Genomic DNA, 20,194 nt, shown 5'->3' with positions numbered 1-20,194 from the left:
CATCTCATTTCTCGCCTTTTGGTTTTAAAGATTTTTCAGACGGTATTTGTATCGCCTTTTCCCCGCCTTTCAAATACTCTCTGGCCTTTTGCTCGGAATTCATACCACCTACATTTAAATCACCAGAATTACCCACAGTAGGAATTAACGCTAAAGTGCCGAGTACCTTGGAAGTTTTACCCTGCCCGATTCTATCTTTTTCATACTCCTGAACTTTCTTATCCATCCCTTGCTCCATGAGCTTATTTTTATGCTCAACTGCATCTATTTGCCCATCAGCATTTTGCTTCATATCATTACCTTTTGTACTAAGATTATTCTGAGTTTTTTGGATATTTGTTTGCATAAGATTAGGGTCTAATCCTTCTTTAGCAGCTTGTTGTTGTAAATCTTTTTGACCTTGATCATTAATCTTGCCTGAATGTTCGTTATGGAATGCTATTTTATCTTGCGAGGCAGTATGTATGACATTGTTCTTAGCGGCCTTTACTTGGGCTAATTCTTGGGAGACTTCACGCTCAACCATTGAGTTCCAAACCTTGTTTGCCCTTGGATCATTAGATTCAATCATTTTGTGAGCCGCTTCTTGCGATACTCCGTATGTTTTAGCTACAGCTAACTCCGCCTCATGAGTCATGTCACGTCTATCAGTCCCGCCTCTACTTGCTGATGACTGTATAGCAAGATTATAGTTGTCCACCTCCTCTTTTCGTTGTGATATTGATTGACCGTAGCTTTGCATTTTGTCATAACTCGCTTTAGTACTTTGAGCCAAGCTTTGATCTACACTATCATCTTTGGTGTAATGTTCATTAGACGCTGCGCGCAATAGAGTGTTAAGTGATTTACTGCTATTATTTTCTCTATTTATAGAATTCTGTTTATCAAGAGATTGATTACTACTATTTTCAGCACTAACGCTACCGTCTGCTCTGACACCGGTTTCTCCCTTGATCAAAGGAACTGCGCTAGGTATTTTAACGCCCCCATCGACATATGCATTAACACTGGCTTTTGCCGCCTGACTCCAACCATAACCGTCACGATCATGTAGAGACTTAGTATTGTTGATGGCTTCTTGCATCGCTTTGCCTTCTTCAGTCGTAGTATCGATATTAAGAGATTCACCAGCAGCTTGTTTTTGAGCTAAATGCGCTACACGATCAGTAGCCGTACTAATTGCCGAGCTTTGTGATTGCTGATAATGTTGCTCGTCACTTTTCATTGCGCTTAAACTTTTGCTAGCTCCCTCGTGTAAACTGGTATTAAGCCCCTCTTCCATAAATAGAGCTCTTGAGCCAGAAGATTTATTGACTCCGAAACCGCTGGTAATACTACTTGTTCCATCTGCAAAATTCCTTAGCATTGAACCGTCCGCCCCTTGTATTTGCGTAGCCCCTTCTTGATGCAGCTGGTTAAAATCGGTTTTAAACCCGGACTTATTGCCTATACTTGCCGTGTCTTTGCTTATATTGTCAAAGCTTCTATTACCGGTGGTTGCCTCTTGACTTGCCGTCCCGGCGGCAGAAGTACTTGCCGATTGCAAGGTACTTGCTAAATGTACAAAACTACCCACACCGCCTTGAACGATTGCAAAACTTAGGAAAGGTATACTCATTTGCAAACCGCTAGCAACTAAAACGATAGTATCTACCGATTCGTGTACTTGATTAAAATTAGCGAACGTTAGCTGCCCCCCGGTTAATGCCGAACCTCTAAGGTTGCTATATAGCTCAATGAATAGGTTTAATACCGCGTTCAACGCAGGCCATATCTGAAGACTGAATACTACGGTACAATATTTTAGATAATGACTAACGCCGCCTGATAAAATCATTAGCGGTACAATAAAAATAAAAGAAGAGTAAATTAAGGCTTTCGTGATATTAAGCAGCATAGGTAAATATTTTTTAGCAAGGTCTCCCGATATCTTCCAGTTACTTTTTTGTAAATCATCTGCCCTAGTATAGCCGTATTTATCGCTAATATTACCCCAGTCTTTAAGAGCGTTAATCATCATGTTTTGCCTTATAATCTCGGCAGCCGAGGCCTCTACTCCAAGAGAAGTAGCGTAACCTACTTCTAAGTTTCTATTAAGCAACTGATTAATTTGCATATTGCCGAGACCGTCATTATTACCGGCTATAGAAAAGTCGGTACCTTTATATTTAAAATTTAAAAAATCTATTTCCGGTTTTAGGTACTCTTTAAGTGCCGCCCCCGCCTCTTTGCAATTTAATCGCTCAAGTTTTTTATTGATTCTAAAATCAACCTGACGAAACGTCCCTGCTTTTTCCGTTACTAAACGAAACATATCGGTACTGTTAAATACGTCCTCAGGAGTAAATCTAGTACCGATCATAGATTCCAGTACAACGCATCTTTTAAGAAAGATATTCATGTTACGGGCAAATTCCGGGTTGTTAATACGCCAGTTTTTAGATTCTTGTACTAACCTTTGTCCAAAAATAAGACCGTAATCTTTATAAGCCATAGAATCGACCCGCGTGAATGCTTGCTCGAAGAGAGATGTAATGCCGGCACCGAGAGCTTCTAATATTCCGACAGGCAAAACAAATGCATAAGGAAGACCGCTAACTACCTCTCTTTTGCCGCTAATACGATCTACAACCCATATATCGGCTTTTGGCATTAGTAGCGCCGATATTAGCATTAACATACCGACGGTTTTCAGCAAATAATGTCCTACTCCGCCTTGCGAGCTTTCCGCCATACCTCTAAGCGCATAATAGGAGGTTGCAATGAGTGCCATAAGCTTAATCATCGCTCCCGTAAGATCACTATCCATAATCATCTTAATGCCGTTTAGAACATAAAACATTGCATCATAATGTCCGTATGTATGTACCGCAAATTGTATTCCCATATTACCTACCTCTACTATCGGCAAATCTGCTAAAACCCATTTCAAAAACATCTTGTTGTTTTAAAAGACGCTCTTTGACCGCAATGATAGTTTGGAGTTTATCCATAGCCATGTATTTTTTATCTCGAAGCAGCGTTTGTACGTTTTCAATATTACGGTTAAATCTTTCAATGGAAGTATTATCTAACTGCGCGGTCTGCAAAGTATCTACCGCCGTTTTTGCCTCATGAAGCATTTTTTGCATGAAGTTAGTAACCGTGTCATAACAAACTACCTCAACGAATTCTGAGTTACCCGCGAGCATAGCAACGCTTTCTTTATTTTTAAGTGCTAGCTCAATTTCAAATAAGGTGATGATCGGAATTTGTGAATATTCAATTAAGGCTTGTTCCTCATCAGACAACTCACCCTTATTTGATTCAATCTTATCAAGAATTGAGGTCAAGGTAGTTTCAACCTTGCCGTATAAGGTATCCGACCTATTATCGACCGAGGCTTCCGTTGCCACCGGTTTTAGGCATTTAGTCTTTTCGTTGCAAACATATAATTTGATTTTGCTTGTTCCTACTCCGGGCTTGCCGATATATTGCTCAAGTAAATCTTCTTTTTCGACCAAAGATGGTAATGTACTAATCGTAGAAATACCGTCTGTTTTAGTACCGATAATACTGCCTGAAATCGACATAATTAATTCTTTCATTCCTGTCGGCGCATTACCGTCACCGTGAGATAGGGCTTTCCATACTAAATTAAAATTATCGGGCAACATTGATTTTAGCTGGTCATTATCACCGGTCTCGCCGTGTCTATCAGGATTATCTTGGCATTTCTGAGTAGTCTCGTGTAAATCGCTGCCACCTTTAACAATGGATGATTTAGTCATACATTTCTGGCTTGTAGCGGCATTAAATTTACCCATTAGACCATCGGCAATGGCCTTACCATGCTCGCACTGATTAAAGGTCATACCGTTAATATCTCTGGCTACGCTTTCTAAATATGACATAATATCTTCGCATTGCGGGCAAGCTTGCTTAATGGCCATTTTAGCAACATAAGCTCCGCTACTAGCCGCAACCGCTTTAAAATATTTAGCAAACTCAGCTCCCTTAATAAATGAAAAACCGCCCCAACGCAGATCACCGGAACCGGTACAAGGATCAAAGGCGATGCTCGGTAATTGAATCCCTAGAGGTTGTAAATCCATAGGTCTCGGCCCTCTGGTAATAATAGAACCGCCGGTCATATAACCGGCCCTTTGATCGCTGATAACAGCTCCTTTATTTATGCTGGTCATCGAACCGCCTTGACCAGCAAATTTTAAGAAACCGTCAAGACCGCCCGCTTGAGTGCTGCTCGTAGCCGTCATTAGCTGTAATAGCAAAATAAATATTAGTCTTGGTAAATATTGAGAATAAAACACTGATATTACCTTCTGCTCTTATTAAATTTTTGGCCTCGCTCATCGTTTAGATTACTTGCAAGTACTACGCTAGATTCCAACTCCGACAAGCTACTAAGACCTCTGGATAGTTCAAATAACCGGTTGCCGTCTTTAGCGACCGCTACTAATGTCGGAACTAGATTAATACCTAATCCTTGGGCGATTTTACCCTCGCTACTATTAAGGTTGCTAGTTTCAAGAGTAAATCCATGTTCTTTGGCAAAGTTAGTGATTACGGGAGTAAAAGCCTTGCAATAAGCGCAATCCGGGCTTACAAATAATAAGAGATCAAACTTCTTGGCAAATTCTTTAACAATAACTATCTTTCCTTGTTCATCGACCGCCCGCTTGATTTTGTTGGCATATACATTAGTCGGGAACTCGGTTACATCGGCTATTTCAGGATTAGTAAAATTAGCCATCTCAGACGCATGTACCAAACGAATGCTACCTTCATGCATCCGGGCTTCTAGTTTTTTATATTTAACTATGGCTTGTCTTAAAATATGGGGCGGCGTATCTTCTCTAAAACCAAGCTCTACCATTTGAGCTCGTGCATCATCCATTTCTTTTTTACGAACTTCTATGGCATTTTGCGCTTCATCAGGAGTCGGGTAGTGAAACTGAAAAGAATCTATATTTTGTAGCCCCGTTCTCTGGTCTTCAAACCAATAAAAGCCGCGATATCTATCTTTGCACTTGTAAAAACCACCTACCCCTGCATATACGCTATTGCTACACGCTGCCGTTAACAGCAAAATAGCGCAGATTGTTTTAATGATATTAATAATAGATTTAGTGTTAATTACCCTCGCGTTACTCATCTATCATTCCTCTTTTACTTTTGAATTAACGCCGGAAGCTTTATTCTTAGGATGAGCTTCTTGCTGAGTATCAAATTTATTACAGTCATTATTAAGAGAACCCTCGATACGTCCCTTAACATCGGCAATATTAGGCATAACTATTTTTTTCTGTATCTCGGCGGCTACTTCCGAAAAATCCATTTTGCTAAAATCAACTCTAGATAACTCATCTAAAGTAAGACCTCGGCAATTAGGGCTACCGCCGCTACCGAAATTAAGTCCTAGTTGCTTACGTGCTTGTACCTGTACGACTTTTTCTAGAATATTGCTAAAGCAACAATAATGATGGTTGATAAGAGTGGTAATACCCGCGGTTTTCTTAGCACTCTTACCGACATATATACATAGATTCTTCTGCCTTTTTTCTGACAGAATTTCCTCATCCTTACTGCATTTAGCACCTAATTTCTTGCCCCAACCTTTTGGATATACGTGACAGCAACTTTGATAACCAACCGGTTTCTTCGAACAATTCCTCGATAGGCCTTCAAAGATTTTAAAATTTACGCCGTCACTTTTTCCTTGTGATAAAGCACCAAGCTGCGCAACTGAGGAGACCATATCGGCATCCATTTCATAAGACTTATCGATGCAATTGCCGTCTATACAAGGGACGCCCTCACAAACAAGACCTTCCGCTCCGTCCTTATCCTCTGCTCCGTATCTAACGGTTTCCGACTCAATTACCGTTGGAATCCAGCGTTTACAGCTAAATTCTTTTAAAATGTTAACGCAGTTGCCTAAACTATCTCGAAGAACGCAATCGCGCTGGCCGAGCGAATAACATTTGGCATGCTGGGCGCAGTTATTTTTACTCGGATAATTACATTGTTTGTTATATGCCCACTCCCAGCAATCACGGTATACCTCGAATCCTTGCACTAGTCTCATGCCGCTACTAATGCAATATTTACCGTTATCGGAGCATGGATAGCTTGAAGTAAAACGATTACCCGCCTTGGCATGATGGACAAAACAAGTTAAAACAACGGCTATGCTAAGTATTATCGATGTAAGAAAATTGCGTGTCGTGAGGCGCTTTATCATTTTAACATACACCTCTCAGTCCAATCTTCAGACCACACTTCACATACCTGATAAGTATCTCGGTATTTATATTTAAAAACATAATTATCCCATGCTACCCGCCATCTACTATAAAGAGGCGTTATATTACCTATACCTCTACCTCCCGGAGGAAATCCTATAGTTGGGTGTATTTGATCAATTCCTACCCCTAAACTACTTGCTATAAATAGCCTTACTCCATCGTTTATCCCTTGTGCAGACAGACTTGATTCAGATCCGGGGTAGCCGCTAATATGCCAACCGTGCCGTTTCTTCTTCCACTTTACCGACCATCCCCAATCTATATAATTCTGATAAAGCATATGCCCGCCTAAGGCGATTTCTCTATCTTGCCATTCTCTATATCTAACTCCCGTCTTTGCGCATGTTAAGGTTAGATTATCATTGCAGTTATATTGATTCCTCGGTTCTTCACAGAAAAACTGATCATATTCGGTGTTTTTCTGATCTTCTCTTTTAATTTCTATGTAGTAAGTCGGCTCTTTGTGGATTGCGCCTTTAACCGTTTTACAATTAAACCCCAGCTCAATAAGCCTTTTCATTAAATCAGCCCCTACCTGACGCATAGTTTTTTCCGTGCTAGTTACTATGTCATCGGCATCGAGTTTATGCATACGATTGCCGGACTTGGTATAATCCGGCTCTAACTCGTTTTCATCGTAAAACTGGTATTCTTTAGACCCGCGCTGTTGCCTGCCTGCGTCATCTAAGTCCGTTTCTTTTATAGAATTAAGCTCATTCGCCTTGCCTTCAGCACCAATCATTCCTTCAATAGAGTCGTGGTGGTTTCTTGATTTAATTTGCTCCGGTGCATTATCATTTTGCTTTTTCATATTTTGTAGCAATGAGTCTTTATCTTCGATATGCTTATCAAATAAATCCGTTACTTTGTTAATTTGGGTTTGTATGGCAAGTACCTGATGGCCTGCGCACAAGAACAAAATTAAACTTACAAACTTGAGGATTTTCTTCATGTATGGACCTATCCTCTAATGCAAGAAAAAAATAATATAATACCAAAAAAATCAAAATGCATTCATGTATCCGACTTATAGTTCAGTAAATTAGTCCTTACTATCTATTACCATCTATAGCCCTGATGGAATTCGCTACTTACAAACTTAAACATAATCATTTGATCGGCTTCATATAGAGCCCATGAAGAAAACAGTTTTTTTGTAAGTAAAGGTTTGTCTTTTTTTGCCATCAATATTTATCATTACATCTCGCATATTCCTGATCGGAATTCTCTTAAATTTTAATAGCTATTGGCGCAAGTGACACCATGTTTCTTACACTTTAGCTACAAACTTTACTTTCAACATAATTATTACCAGAGTTTAGTACTGCAAATACGACTCTGGCTAATTTATTAGCAATAGCAACGGTTGTTCTATTATGACCCCTTCTGTTATATAAATTAAACATCCATTGTGTAAATCTACTATAATCTTTTTTAGCTTTCTGTGATTCAATAGTAAGCCTTGGCTTTGTATTAAGCACAGCCCTTGCTCCTTGAATTAATAGAGTTCGTAAGTACATATCACCTCTTTTACTAATTCCAAGTAACTTTTCTTTGCCACCACTAGAACTTTGTCTTGGTACCAACCCAAGCCATGCAGATAATTGCCTGCCATTTTCAAAACAACTTCCATTACCTATTGATGCTATCAGGGCGGTGGCTGTAATTAAACCTATACCAGGTATAGAAGTTACTTGTTGATACTTATCTAATTCCCTAGTCATTATCTTTAGCCTGTTTTCTAAGTCTTTTATTTTCTTGTCATTTTCTATAAATTCCTCTTTTAAATCACTAAAGGTTTGCTTGCTTATTTGACTTAAATTGTCACTGTCTAAGATTTCTATTAACTTTGCTATAATTTTATTTATACCTTGAGGGATAATTATTCCAAATTCATGTAGCAATCCTCTAATCTCATTAGCAAGTGCCGTACGATTCTTCACTAATCTTGCTCTTACTCTATGAATCGATAATATATCTTGTTGTTCTACACTTTTAACGGGAACGAATCTCATATTAGGCCTTGAGACAGCTTCGCATATTGCTTCTGCGTCGGCCTGATCGTTTTTATTAGTTTTAACATATGGCTTTACAAATTGTGGCGCCATTAATTTTACCTCATGTCCTAGTTTGCTAATTTCCCTAGCCCAATAGTTAGCGCCACCACAAGCTTCCATGCCTACTAAACATCTAGGTAAATTAGCCATAAACATTAATACCTGATCTCTAATCAATTTTTTCTTTAAAACTGTCTTGCCATTTCTATCTACACCGTGAACTTAGCTGGTAGAGCGACTAGTTTCCTATGCCGCCCCCCATTTAGAACCACATCATGCCCTATTAAGGCAATGGGCTCAAGATATCATCCTTCACATAGTCTTTATCTTTTATAAGATTTGATGGTATATTTTTACTTTTGGTAACGGGTTACGCTCGGTAAACAGCTTAAACTTATCCCAAGTAAATGATTTTCTCTGACTGCGACGATTTAGCCATTTGAATAATATTCTAACTGCTTGATATACAAAAACTCTTACCGCTTTATAGTTAAAACTTACACCATAATACTGGATATGCCCTCTTAACTTGCTGCAAAAGCTCTGCCATATAACAGTTAGTTTATTACTGTTTCTAATGTCTTTACACCAGTCCTTAACTCTCTTTAGTTTAGTACTTATCCGTTTACCGCAACTCTTTACCTTAGGTATTATGTTACCTTTCCTAGACTTGCCAAGGTAGAAGGTAAAACCCAGAAAATCAAATGCTTCTTGCTTTGCACCTTGACTTAACCCTTTCTTCGAAAATCTTACCAACTTGGTCTTTTCCTCATTAAGTTTAAGGTTATATTTCTCGAGGCGCTTTGCTAAAGCTGTTTTAATTCTATTTGCGTCCTCCTTATACCTACAACACATGACCGCATCGTCCCCATAACGAAACAGTGTTACAGTTCCTTTGCAATGCTGCTTTACTACTTCCTCAAACCATTGATCCAGAACATAATGGGCGAAGACGTTTGCAAGTATTGGACTAGCACAACTACCTTGTACTATCCCTTCTTCTTGAATAGTCAGCTCTCCTTCAGATAATATTCCTGCTTTAAACATGCGGACTATGTATCTTATCAGCTTCTTATCGTGAATCTTTTCTTGCAACATTTTCGTTAATATGCTTCTATCAATGGTACCAAAGAAATTGGCTAAGTCTATATCCAGTACGTTCTCAACTTCATTTTTATCAAGATGTTGCCTAAGTGCTCTCAAAGCATCATGACACCCCATTCCTACTCTGAATCCATAAGAACATTTTAAGAATATTGGTTCATAAATACTTTCAAGTGTTTTCTGCATCATTTTCTGACAAATCTTATCTTCAAAATTGCTAATTCCTAAAGTACGGTATTTACCTGGCTTGCCTTCTTTTGGTATTTTCACTTCCAGAACGTTACCTGGTATATAAATCATATTCTTTAGTTTATTAACTAATTCTTTGATATTTTCTGTGAGCTTCGATCCGTACTTAGCCTTATTCACTCTATCTACTCCCACGGCTTTATTTGCATCTAGCTCGTGATAGCAGACTGTAAGTGCATCTTCATTGAACAAATGCATGAGATTGTTAAAGCTCTTGCCTTTATCCTGTGAAGACAACCATGCTATTCTCTTCAATTTTGTTTCTGTTATTATTTGATAATCTGTTGTTATCATAACATTTCCTTTTAGAGATCGATTTTACCCGCGGGCCTTTCCTCCAGCGACATTACTCGAGTTCTTAGGTACTATGCCCGATCTGATTTCCTGTATTTCTTTTCAGCTTCCTTGCTATTATACTTGTCAGCTAATACTGCCGTTTCAAGCAGGAAATACAGGATCTCCCACGTTCCTAAATAAACTTTTATTACATGCCATGCTCTTAGACCCCGAAGACCTCCACTACAACTGCCTATTTACGTTGCTTGTGATGTTGCATTCCTGATTTTTCACTCAGTCTGCGATCTTATAAATTAAAGTTAACGAGGCTCAATAACTTCAGCCCTTCGGCTTACGGCCTATAATATTTCTGTCTACGCTTAGTTAGTTTTGTTACCAAAACTAACCCAAGACTCGATATATAGTGTGCTAGGTCGGCACTTCTATGACTGTTCCTTCCTCAGCTAGTTTATTTACGCTTCGTGGCGCACGAAAAACTCTTTTTGCTATATCTATTCCTATCGTGTTAATATTCATGTGGATCTCCCTATTATTTATAGTTTAAAATTAACCTCTATCTTAGAACGATAACAATTGATATCGATTCTGTATATAGGGTAGATCCATTCCATCAAATCACACTCGTGCCGCCGAATAAATTTAACTGCAAATGTACGTTATAATATTTATTTTTTTTAAGCCAACGATATCGCATACACTACTAATAAAAACCACCCCTTTGTAGTTAATTTTTCTAAATAATTCTACAAGCTTCTTCAAAATCAAGTCTTGGTAGACGAGGGAAAAGGTTATCAGTATTTCCATAGCCAATGTTACAAATAAAATTTGATCTCCAAGAAGTTTCAGCAAAAAAAGTTTCATCGAGCTTGTTATTGTCAAATCCGGACATGGCTCCACAGCTAAAGCCAAGTGCGCGAGCTGCCAAGATAAAATAAGCTCCCTGCAAAGAACTGTTTCTAAATGCCGTGGTTTCAGCAAGAGCTTGATTTGATGCGAACATTTCTCTGTAAGTCGGGGCGTGAGGGAAAAGCTTTTCTGTTTGATCATAAAATTTTTCATCTTGAGCGATAATGGCGGTAACAGGTGCTGATTTCACCTTATCAACATTTGCTGGAGACAGGCAGGGAAGCAGCTTATCTTTCTGTACACCGTTGCGTATAAATACAATGCGAGCTGGGCTAAGATTAGCACTTGTAGGGCACCATTTCATCAGCTCATATATATCACGGAGATTTTGATCACTTATTTCCTTAGGGAGCCAAGAACTGTATGTTCTTGCTTCAGTAAAAAGTTGCTTTAAGCTTTCGCTTGCAATTGGATTCATTTTATTATTTCCTTATATAAATTTTATTAGATAAATGCGATTAAATGTTTAGTCGGCTTTAATTTATTATTTTTCTATTAGCTCTTTCCCAATGTTTTTGCAAACTTGAGCAAAGTTAGGATCAGTATTTAATAACTGCTTACCATGTAATAAAAGTCCGTAAAGAGTAGCAGGATCATGTGGGTGGAAATAATCCAACCCTGCTTTGATAACCAGCCCACCAAGCATAATTTTTTTATGAGTATCTTTTTTACGATCAAGATAAGACAGTTTTTGTTGCTGCATACGACAATAATAAAGTTTTCTGATTACTCGATGTAACTGGTTACGTATTAGCTGATTTGGTATTACTGGGAACTTTGTTGCGCGTTGCCAGCTCCTTAAATTCCTTTAGTATTGGATGATCTTTATTTTCAGATTTACTTAAGAATAATAAAGCACCGGTAAGCAATTTATTATCCATAGCAACGCTCGCCGTATTAATAAAAATAGAGAATAACTCATCTTTTCTTTTGTTAAGTAGCTGTTCTTTTTGTTGCTCTAGTTTAGCAATTTTCTCTGTTAAAGAGAGATCTTTCTTAGGCATCTATGATATTTTTTTAGAGTTAAAGTTAGGCTTAATAGTTACAGGCAAGTTTTAAATCTTCTGCAGGGACAAAGTACGGTTGTCTCTTGACACATTGATTTTTTCTTATAGGGCTATTTTTAATAGCAAACTTGCCTAAATTATTGATATCTATTTCATGTCCTTCTGAGATAGCCATGTAAATATTTTCTGCAAATATATCGATAATAACTTCAGCGGTTTTTTCATCGCATTCCATGTTTTCTGCAATATATTTAACAAACTGTTCTTTATTCATTTAATTACCTGATTAATAGTAGTCTTTATCGAACCTTATTGTAATAATAATATAACACCTAGTATAGAACAATTTATACTTTAAATTTGCTTATCTATTTACGCATTCATGTTACCCTGAATGCTACGCGCTCAAATTAGATAAATTTTAAATCAAGAAGTAATAAAACTAGAAATGGCGATTTATCATAATCACAAATCATCTGTGCAGCGTAGCAAAGGACAAAATGCTGTTGCGTCTGCTGCTTATATTTCTAGAAGTAAGCTTACTTATCAAAGTATAGATAAGGACACGGGAGTTGTAACAGAAATAGTATATGATTATTCCGACAAGGAAGGCTTGTTTTTTAGTAAAATATATGCTCCTAATGCTGTAGCAGAGTGGGTGTTTGATCGTGAACGCTTATGGAATAAAGCTGAACATGTGGATATAAGATGTGATGCCAGGCCTGCGCATAAAATGATCCTTGCTTTACCCAAAGAACTGACCGAAGAACAGCAGATTGATATTATTGATGATTACGCCGATTTCTTAAATAAACAAGGAATCATAGCAGATATTAATATTCATTATGACCGAGAAAATAACCCTCATGTACACATTCAAATGACTACCAGAGAGTTGTTACAATCAGAGAATGGTGAATTGGTCTTTGGTAAGAAAGTTAGGGAATGGCAAACCATACCTTTTCTAAGATTACAGCGTGAAGAGTGGGGTAATGTGGTTAACCGACATCTGGAATTTCACGGACATATTGATCGCATATCTCACCTGTCGCATAAGGCTCGAGGCATTGAGTTAATCCCCGGTGTTCATCAAGGGCCAGCTAATTATATTAAATCAGCAGAACTTACTCAGCTTAACGAGGAAATAGTAAAAGAGAATGCTGTAATGATTCGGGATAACCCCGAGCTTATTTTCCAAAAGCTGTCAATAAACAAGCCGGTATTTACGCCGGAAGATATTGCAAAAGTACTGTCGGAAGTACTTTACTCAAGTATAGAACTCTCGGAGGTTGCGAAGGAACAAGGCGGCGTATCTGCCGCATTTAAAAGCTATGATATAGAGCAGTTGAATACTAAATATAGTACCGAATTCATGGTAACTTATGAGCAATTACTTGCTTCTAAAAACATCACTTTAATCAATCCTTGTGACCTTAAAGGAAGAAAGTTATATGCGCTGACTAAGCGAATAGAGCTGGAGCAACGCTATGAGCAAACGGTGGAGCAACTGGCGGATAGTCATAAACATGCACTAAATGTAAACGTTGAAGCTATGGATCATCGTTCTTTAAGCGAAGAGTTGGCAGAAGGAATCAGAGCTTTTGGCAACAATATTCAACAATCAATAAAAGAAAAAACCGGTATAGATCTTAATCTGGTGGCCAAAGAGCAGCCTTCTTTAACTGCTGAACAAAGACAAGCGGTGGTTGAAGTAATAAACGGTAGCGATATTAGTGTATTAGAAGGTTGGCCGGGTGCGGGTAAGACCCATTCGATGCGAGTAATAGTAAAACAATACCAACGTGCAGGCTATAAGGTACTAGGAGCTGCCCCAAGTAGTGCTGCTGCTTTGACGTTAGCTAAAGCGGCAGGGATTGAGGCTAAGAATATTGCACAGTGGCGTAAGAGCTGGCAAGAAGAAAGAGGGGTGAAATTTGAGCTAGCCTTACGTAGCGATTATTACTCAGAGGCACAGTATCAACATCAGTTGGGGGCGTTAGATGTTAAGACGGTATTGATTGTTGATGAGGCATCAATGGTAGAGCTGGCAAACATGGATTATCTGGTTAATGAGGTTAAGAAATCTGGCGCTAAGGTGATTCTAGTAGGGGATAATAACCAGTTTGCTGCCGTAGGTATGACCGGAGCATTTAAGAAAGCCGGAAATATTGCCGGTCGTAGCAGGTTAACTGAAATAATGCGTCATCAACATCCTGATCCGCATATCAGAGAACAACAGCGATTAGCTACCAAACTGGTCGGGCAATACAAAATATCTCAAGCTCTGGCGATATACCATGAGCTTGGAGTATTCAAGATTAAGAGTAATGCCGAGGCGACTAAAGCCGTGTTAGTAAATGATTATGTAGAAGAATATTTGCAGCAGGCAGACAAGCTAAAACGTTATGATCTTGCCGCGGTTCGTTCAGTGGTAATCGGAGCTTATACTAACGCTGCGGTAAACCATTTTAATATTGAGGTCAGAGAACGCTTGAGGCAGGCTGGGGTATTAAAGGGGGCGGGAGCAAAGTTTCGTTGCGGGCAGGAGACGGTAGAATTGTTTAAAGGCGAGCAAATAGTCTTTGAAACTAACAAAAAAGCTCAGCAAGGTTTTAACGGGGTTTTAAACGGTGAGGTAGCAACGGTTATTGATTTTGAGCAACCGGATAAATACGGCCATGGAGTTTTCAAAGCCCTGGTACATAAAGCTGACGGTAGTAAACAGTTGGTAAAGATAAATACCGGTGAAGAAAAATACCCCGTCAGGTTTAAACACGGTTATGCGGTAACCGGCTATAAGCTCCAAGGAGAAACTGTAGACCATATGCGGATTTATCATGAGCCGGTTATCGGTTATGAGGCTTTTAACGTATTGATGAGTCGGCATAAGTTAGATGTTAAGATGTACGCATCGCAGGAGGTATTGGAAGACATTGTTTACAGGAGAATTAATGAGGACACTCGAGAAGCCAGAGAAAAGTTTAATATTAAAGCTTATTCTAAAAGTTTAACCCAAGGCGAGGCGGATAAAGAGCTGCCGGCGTGGTATGTAGGACTTGCTTTAGCTTCAAGTAAGCGAGTAGATAATAATTTTGCGCGAGATTATCGAGCCGGTGAAGTTTTAAGCGGTAATGAGCAAGTAATTAAAAATTATCTAGAATCAAGAGAGCTATTATTTAATTTGCATGGGAAGATTTCGGAATGGAAAGAGCGGCATCAGCAACCGTTAAAGTTGGCATCATTACAGCAACAATTGGCAAAGAAGTTTGTAATTACCGATGCTAGAGAAATAGTTATTGACCCTAATGCGCTGATATTTACCGGAAATAGCAAAGTTATAACCGAAGTAGAGGGTGATAGAGTAAAATTTAGCAATTTATCAAAAGCTGAGAAAAATTCGGCAATTTGGAGTGTATTAAAGGAAAGTAGCAAAGAAGAACTAACAATATTGTTTGATGAACTGAAGCAAACCCGAAAAGAGTTAAGAGGTCATGCCGATAATATTTGTCGGCATTATAACGGTTGGGTTGACCTGGAGCTGCAGAGTAAACTAAACGACGCTGAGGTGAATCTTGAAGGCAAGTACCTAGATATTAAGAGTAATTGGATCAGAACTCAGCGTAATAAGCTTGGTAATGATGAGGTTGGAGAAGGAGTTGTGAGCGCTATTGTCAATGAGAAAACATTTGATCGTGCTCTGGAAGTTTACAGAGGACTGTCTAAGTGGAGAGAAGATCAGCATGCACAAGGCAAGAGTAGTAGCATAGTTACTGCGCCTGCCGAGTTGTGGGGGAAAGATGCTCATGAGAAATGGGTAAATCACTTGTTACTTACCTTTAAAGAAAGTGAAGCCTCTGAAACTACAGAGTGCGGCATAACTTTGGCTACTATTAAAGAGCTGGAAAATTTTGAGCAAGAGAAAGAAGCAGCCTTGCCCGGTATACAACAGTTAAGAGCGTCTTTAAACAAGGCGATGGAAGGAGTTAGCAGTACCGATTCCAAGCCACGGCTTACTATGGGTGACTACATGACTCAGCTAAACCTGAATTATGAAACAGTTCAGAAGCATGCAGAATTATCTCCATATAAATATTACCTGGAAGAAATTGAAGCTTCCGCTACCCTCGGCAGCAATAGCAGCTGGCAAGAAATGATGAAAGTGTTTGAGGTAATTATCAGAGCTCAAGATAACCGTAAGCTTTTGCCAAAAGCTGAGAAGGACAAGCAAGTACTCAGTCTGGATAGTAACTTGCAAGCAGTAAGTCAGTTTGTTTATGAGATTGAGCATGAGATTCTTCAGAAAAACGAGGCATTAAAGGCAAATGCCAATGAGCATAGAGTTATAACGTTAGAGGTAGGTAAGCTTGAAAATTACCGAGAGAATCTAATTTTAGAGTACTTCACCAGAGTATATAAAGCTCCTGCTAATGAGGTACTAGATAATTGGAAGTCTTTAGTTGAGAATAATCCCCAGGTTATGTTGAACAGTATTGCAAGGCAAGTAAAAAACAACCCTTCTTTAATAGGTGAATTGAAAGGCATAGGTCTTGGTAAAATGTTTGGTTTAACCAAAGAGAGACAGGAGGCGATAGCCGGAGTAGAGGTATTAAATCAGCGTTTGGTGGAGTATGAGAAAAGCGGCATCAAGTTGCAGGAGCTGAAGACCGCTCTTGATGAAGGAGAATTTATTAATGCGAAGGAAAAACTAGGGGCAGAGATTGCCGGATTAAAGCAGTTGCTGCCAAATAAATACGAGCAAGAGTTTATAGCGAAACTAAACGGCTTACGGCAAAGCAATAATTTTACTTTTGAGCAGATTGCCAAGGTAGTAGTTAATGATGACGGTCGAGACTTAGTGCTCGATTATTATAGCCGCAGCGGACAACAGCAAAGCCTTGCAAAAGAGCAAGAGGCAAAAGAAATGGCCAAGAATGAGAGAACACCAGCAGCTGATAATTTGGTTGATTCTGTAGTTCCGGAGAAGCGAGTAAGAAAATCATGTTTACGAAACAGGAATGTGGTTAGAGAAGCGCCGCTTACTTTTGAGCAGGTTAATAAAAATCTGACCAGTAGCCATTTTGAACAAATATTTAGAGATTATGCCCTTTCCATTAATAATGACGGCGGCAAGATTCGTAAGCAAGGAAATCATCTAAGCTGTGGCAGTTTGAGTATGAACCTCAATAGCGGTAGTTGGAATAGATTTAGTACCGGTGATAAAGGTGATATTTATGGGTTTATTGAACAAGCACGAGGTTTTAATAAGAAGGAAGCACTGGAGTTTGTTGCTATTGTTGCTGGAGTCGAAGGTTATAGAGATAGAGGATCTCAACAGGTTAATGCCGGTAATTTAAAACAACAGCACAAGGAAGATATAGCAGCAGAGAAGCCGACAAATGAATGGTTGGCGGTTAACAAGGTACCAAAGTCAGCGCCGCAATTTATAGTAAGCAAGCATTTGCGACATATGTTGCGAGAACATCAATGCCAAGGAGTGTATGAGTATCGTAATGTTAATGGCGAGTTACTGGGGTATAGCGTCAGATTGACAGAAAAAACTACTGGCGACAAGCAGGTATTACCGGTTGCCTGGTGTCGTAACGCCGCTTTCGGCAAAGAAGGTTGGAGATTAAAAGGCTTTAGCGATCAAGGTTGTAAGCCGATTTACGGAGCAGAGAAGATTAGTGCTAGCAGAAAGCCTATTTTAATAGTTGAAGGTGAGAAGACTGCTGATAAAGCTCAAGAATTAATGCCGGAATATACAGTAGTGTCATGGTTAGGAGGAAGCGGCTCAGCCGATAAAGCTAATTGGGGTATTTCCAGTGATAGAGAGGTAGTAATCTGGCCGGATAATGATCAGGCTGGCCATAAGGCGGCTGCTGCGATATGCAGTAAAATCAACAGCATTAACGGTCATATAGGTATGGTATCGATAGTTAATCCTAATAGCTTGGAATTTGAAGGGCAGGTACATCAAGGCTTGTTTGAAGAAGGATGGGATCTGGCCGATAAGTTACCTGAGAAATTAACTTTGGATAATATAAAAGAGAGTTTGAGAATAGCGAGAGCGACAACGATATCGTTGTCAACAACTGAGAAACTTGAGGCGGTGATTCATAGTAAAATTGAAGGCCGAGAACATAAGAAAAGTGATATTAAAGATATTGCCTCTCGTTTACTGTGGCAACAACGGATTATAGCTAATAGCACCCCGAAGAAGCTCGACGTTATCATAGAACAGGCTCATAATATTGCCGATATGCAGGAAATAATTGGTAGTAGTGAGGCTAAGTCGTATATGGATTACCGAATAGCTAAGGGAATTAGCAGCAAAGCTCATGATTTTCTTGATGTAAGACAAGGTCTGTTCAGAGATATTTTAACTTCTATAGCTGTAAATAATGAAACCGTTTCTAATCAAAGAGATAGCGAGTCTAAGTTTTCTCTAACATTTGAAGATAAAAAGCAAAGTACCCAGCCATTACATAGCTTACTGTCTGATCTACAAGAGGAGTATGAGAAAAAAGTACAATCGGTATATTTGGATAGCAAGCTACATAAAAAATACGAAAGAGCTTTACAAGGTAAAACTGATAAACTGGACTTATATAAGATCTTGGCCAGAGACGTAATTCTTCTGCATCAGGAGCAGCTGGGAACTATTGTGCCGGATATTCATCGTACAATGGCTTTGAATACGGTTTATGCTTGTATAACCGAATACGGTAGTAACACACATAATGAGCAATCAACTAATTATGACAAGTGTTGTATAGCAGAGAAAGTATACCAAGCAGTAAATAGCCCAGATTGGTGGAAGAAGTTGGTTAGTGCCAATTTAGAGCTTGTTCAAGAGAAAGCCCAAGTCGAGCATTCAGGGTTAAAGATGTTTATGCAGTTTCATGCAGGTCGTCTGGAAGACATCAAAATCTTTAACCCGAAATATGATTTCGATGGTTTAACCGAGAAGCTGAGATCCTTGAGTGACGAAGATCAACAAAAACTGTTGGTAACCGAATGGAAAAAAGCGTTTGAAAGTTACACTTGGTCAAGGATCGATGAATTTAACAGAGGAAAAGCTGAGGCTACTACCGTAACAGAGGTAATTGATGTTCTAGAAAAAGAAAAGCAATTCTGCACTCAGATCCAAAGTAATCATTCAGGATTATTATGTTCTCCCGATCAAGAAAGAACCAGAGACTATATAAATTCTATAAACGCTATTTATAAGCGACAGCCTGAATTATTAACTAACTTACGACTTGATAGTGTCATGATGATTAGCTCTAATATTATAAAAGAAGAGGAAGTTGTCGATAAAATAAGAACTGCGTCACAGCTCGGCCAAGTTGCAGGTGATATGTATAAGAGCTGTTATAATCATGTGGTCGCAGAAATTAATAACGACCTCAATCATATTGAGCAACACGGATATGTTGAAGTGAGTGGTATAAAGCACGAAGGTATCAAACCTTACCTGCAATATAAAATGAATGATAAAGCACTGAGCCGTTATCTCAAAGAAAGCAATGTTGGAGCTAAATTAGAAGAGCTGCATAAAGAAGAACAACAGTTGTTAAAGCAACAACAGCAGGTAATCAGACATGATATGGGGATGAAGTTCTAGAGAGGAACTTTGTTGCATAAATTCTGTGATTTATAGACCTGTAGAATTCAAGATTTGATCTTACAGACACTATAACTCAAAGCTTTCCTAATCATTCTGCGTCAGAGCAAGAGTTCTTAACTGAAGGCCTATTCTTAATTGCTTAAGAAACAAAATTTAAAGTATGGTGAATACTCATTTATTTAACTTGACGGTATCCTCTGTAGTCATATAAAGTAAATTTATGAACAATAATTAATATTATTAATATGAAAATTATGAAGATTTACGCTGTTATTTTTTTGATTACAATACTTTGTGTGTCAATTTTTATTATAACTAATTCAGCTATGACTAAACAGAATAATAACCACACTATTTTCTTGCCTAATAACAATTCTGCTAGTGTTAAAAAAAATAATATTAATTAAGGGCATCAAGAAGTCTTGTTCATTGTGTATTTTCCTATTTTTGGCTAATCAAAACAACTTTAATGATCTATTATTTTTTAATTTTTGCTTCCTGCTGTATTTTAAGGTTATTATTACCCCATATTGAAACGGCTTTGTTGCATGAATCAGAATTTGGACGTGTTGTTTAATTTTGTTAAAAATCAGGCAATTTTTTTGGTAGCCGGCATGCCGAGTTTTGTCATGACAT

Annotated in this window: 12 protein-coding genes and 1 pseudogene; 1 reads left to right on the top strand and 12 read right to left on the bottom strand. The window is 38.6% G+C overall.

What is annotated here, in order from left to right; all coding sequences use genetic code 11:
• Positions 1–4: 4 nt before the first annotated feature.
• From Trichorick_RS07305 to Trichorick_RS07255, 11 genes and pseudogenes are all read right to left on the bottom strand, one after another.
• On the bottom strand, positions 5–2,887 hold the full coding sequence (locus Trichorick_RS07305; protein ID WP_323739015.1) for a conjugal transfer protein TraG N-terminal domain-containing protein: 2,883 nt from the start codon (positions 2,885–2,887) through the stop codon (positions 5–7).
• 1 nt (position 2,888) lies between these two features.
• Complete coding sequence (locus tag Trichorick_RS07300) at positions 2,889–4,310, bottom strand: conjugal transfer protein TraH (protein ID WP_323739014.1); 1,422 nt, start codon at positions 4,308–4,310, stop codon at positions 2,889–2,891.
• A gap of 5 nt (positions 4,311–4,315) precedes the next feature.
• Positions 4,316–5,155 carry a conjugal transfer protein TraF gene (gene traF, locus Trichorick_RS07295; protein WP_323739013.1) on the bottom strand — a complete coding sequence of 280 codons (840 nt, stop codon included), beginning with the start codon at positions 5,153–5,155 and terminating at the stop codon, positions 4,316–4,318.
• Positions 5,156–5,158: 3 nt separating this feature from the next.
• Positions 5,159–6,244, bottom strand: a complete 1,086-nt coding sequence (gene traN / locus Trichorick_RS07290; protein ID WP_323739012.1) for a conjugal transfer protein TraN — start codon at positions 6,242–6,244, stop codon at positions 5,159–5,161.
• Positions 6,241–7,227, bottom strand: coding sequence for a hypothetical protein (locus tag Trichorick_RS07285; protein WP_323739011.1), 987 nt, complete (start codon positions 7,225–7,227; stop codon positions 6,241–6,243). The genes traN and Trichorick_RS07285 overlap by 4 nt, the downstream gene beginning before the upstream one ends.
• A 358-nt stretch (positions 7,228–7,585) precedes the next feature.
• A pseudogene (locus Trichorick_RS07280) lies at positions 7,586–8,587 on the bottom strand (IS110 family RNA-guided transposase); the annotation flags it as partial.
• Positions 8,588–8,695: 108 nt separating this feature from the next.
• Positions 8,696–10,012 carry a reverse transcriptase domain-containing protein gene (locus Trichorick_RS07275; RefSeq protein WP_323739010.1) on the bottom strand — a complete coding sequence of 439 codons (1,317 nt, stop codon included), beginning with the start codon at positions 10,010–10,012 and terminating at the stop codon, positions 8,696–8,698.
• A gap of 736 nt (positions 10,013–10,748) precedes the next feature.
• A complete protein-coding gene (locus tag Trichorick_RS07270; protein ID WP_323739009.1) occupies positions 10,749–11,339 on the bottom strand; it encodes a malonic semialdehyde reductase in 591 nt (196 codons plus the stop codon).
• A gap of 66 nt (positions 11,340–11,405) precedes the next feature.
• A complete protein-coding gene (locus Trichorick_RS07265; protein WP_323739008.1) occupies positions 11,406–11,624 on the bottom strand; it encodes a conjugal transfer protein TraD in 219 nt (72 codons plus the stop codon).
• 40 nt (positions 11,625–11,664) lie between these two features.
• A complete protein-coding gene (locus Trichorick_RS07260) occupies positions 11,665–11,925 on the bottom strand; it encodes a hypothetical protein (RefSeq protein ID WP_323739007.1) in 261 nt (86 codons plus the stop codon).
• A gap of 31 nt (positions 11,926–11,956) precedes the next feature.
• On the bottom strand, positions 11,957–12,202 hold the full coding sequence (locus Trichorick_RS07255; protein WP_323739006.1) for an HU family DNA-binding protein: 246 nt from the start codon (positions 12,200–12,202) through the stop codon (positions 11,957–11,959).
• A gap of 174 nt (positions 12,203–12,376) precedes the next feature.
• Here Trichorick_RS07255 and Trichorick_RS07250 point away from each other — a divergent pair, with 174 nt between their 5' ends.
• Entirely contained in the window at positions 12,377–19,555 is a 7,179-nt protein-coding gene (locus Trichorick_RS07250; protein ID WP_323739005.1) for a MobA/MobL family protein, read from the top strand.
• Between the two features lie 458 nt (positions 19,556–20,013).
• Here the strand turns inward: Trichorick_RS07250 and Trichorick_RS07245 are convergent.
• Positions 20,014–20,194, bottom strand: a 181-nt coding sequence (locus Trichorick_RS07245; protein ID WP_323739004.1) for a hypothetical protein, incomplete at its 5' end; no start/stop codon positions are given.

It is taken from the genome of Candidatus Trichorickettsia mobilis (assembly GCF_034366785.1).
GTDB lineage: Bacteria > Pseudomonadota > Alphaproteobacteria > Rickettsiales > Rickettsiaceae > Trichorickettsia > Trichorickettsia mobilis_A.
Note: the sequence above shows the minus strand (reverse complement) of the source record. Positions and strands in the feature narration are given on the sequence as shown.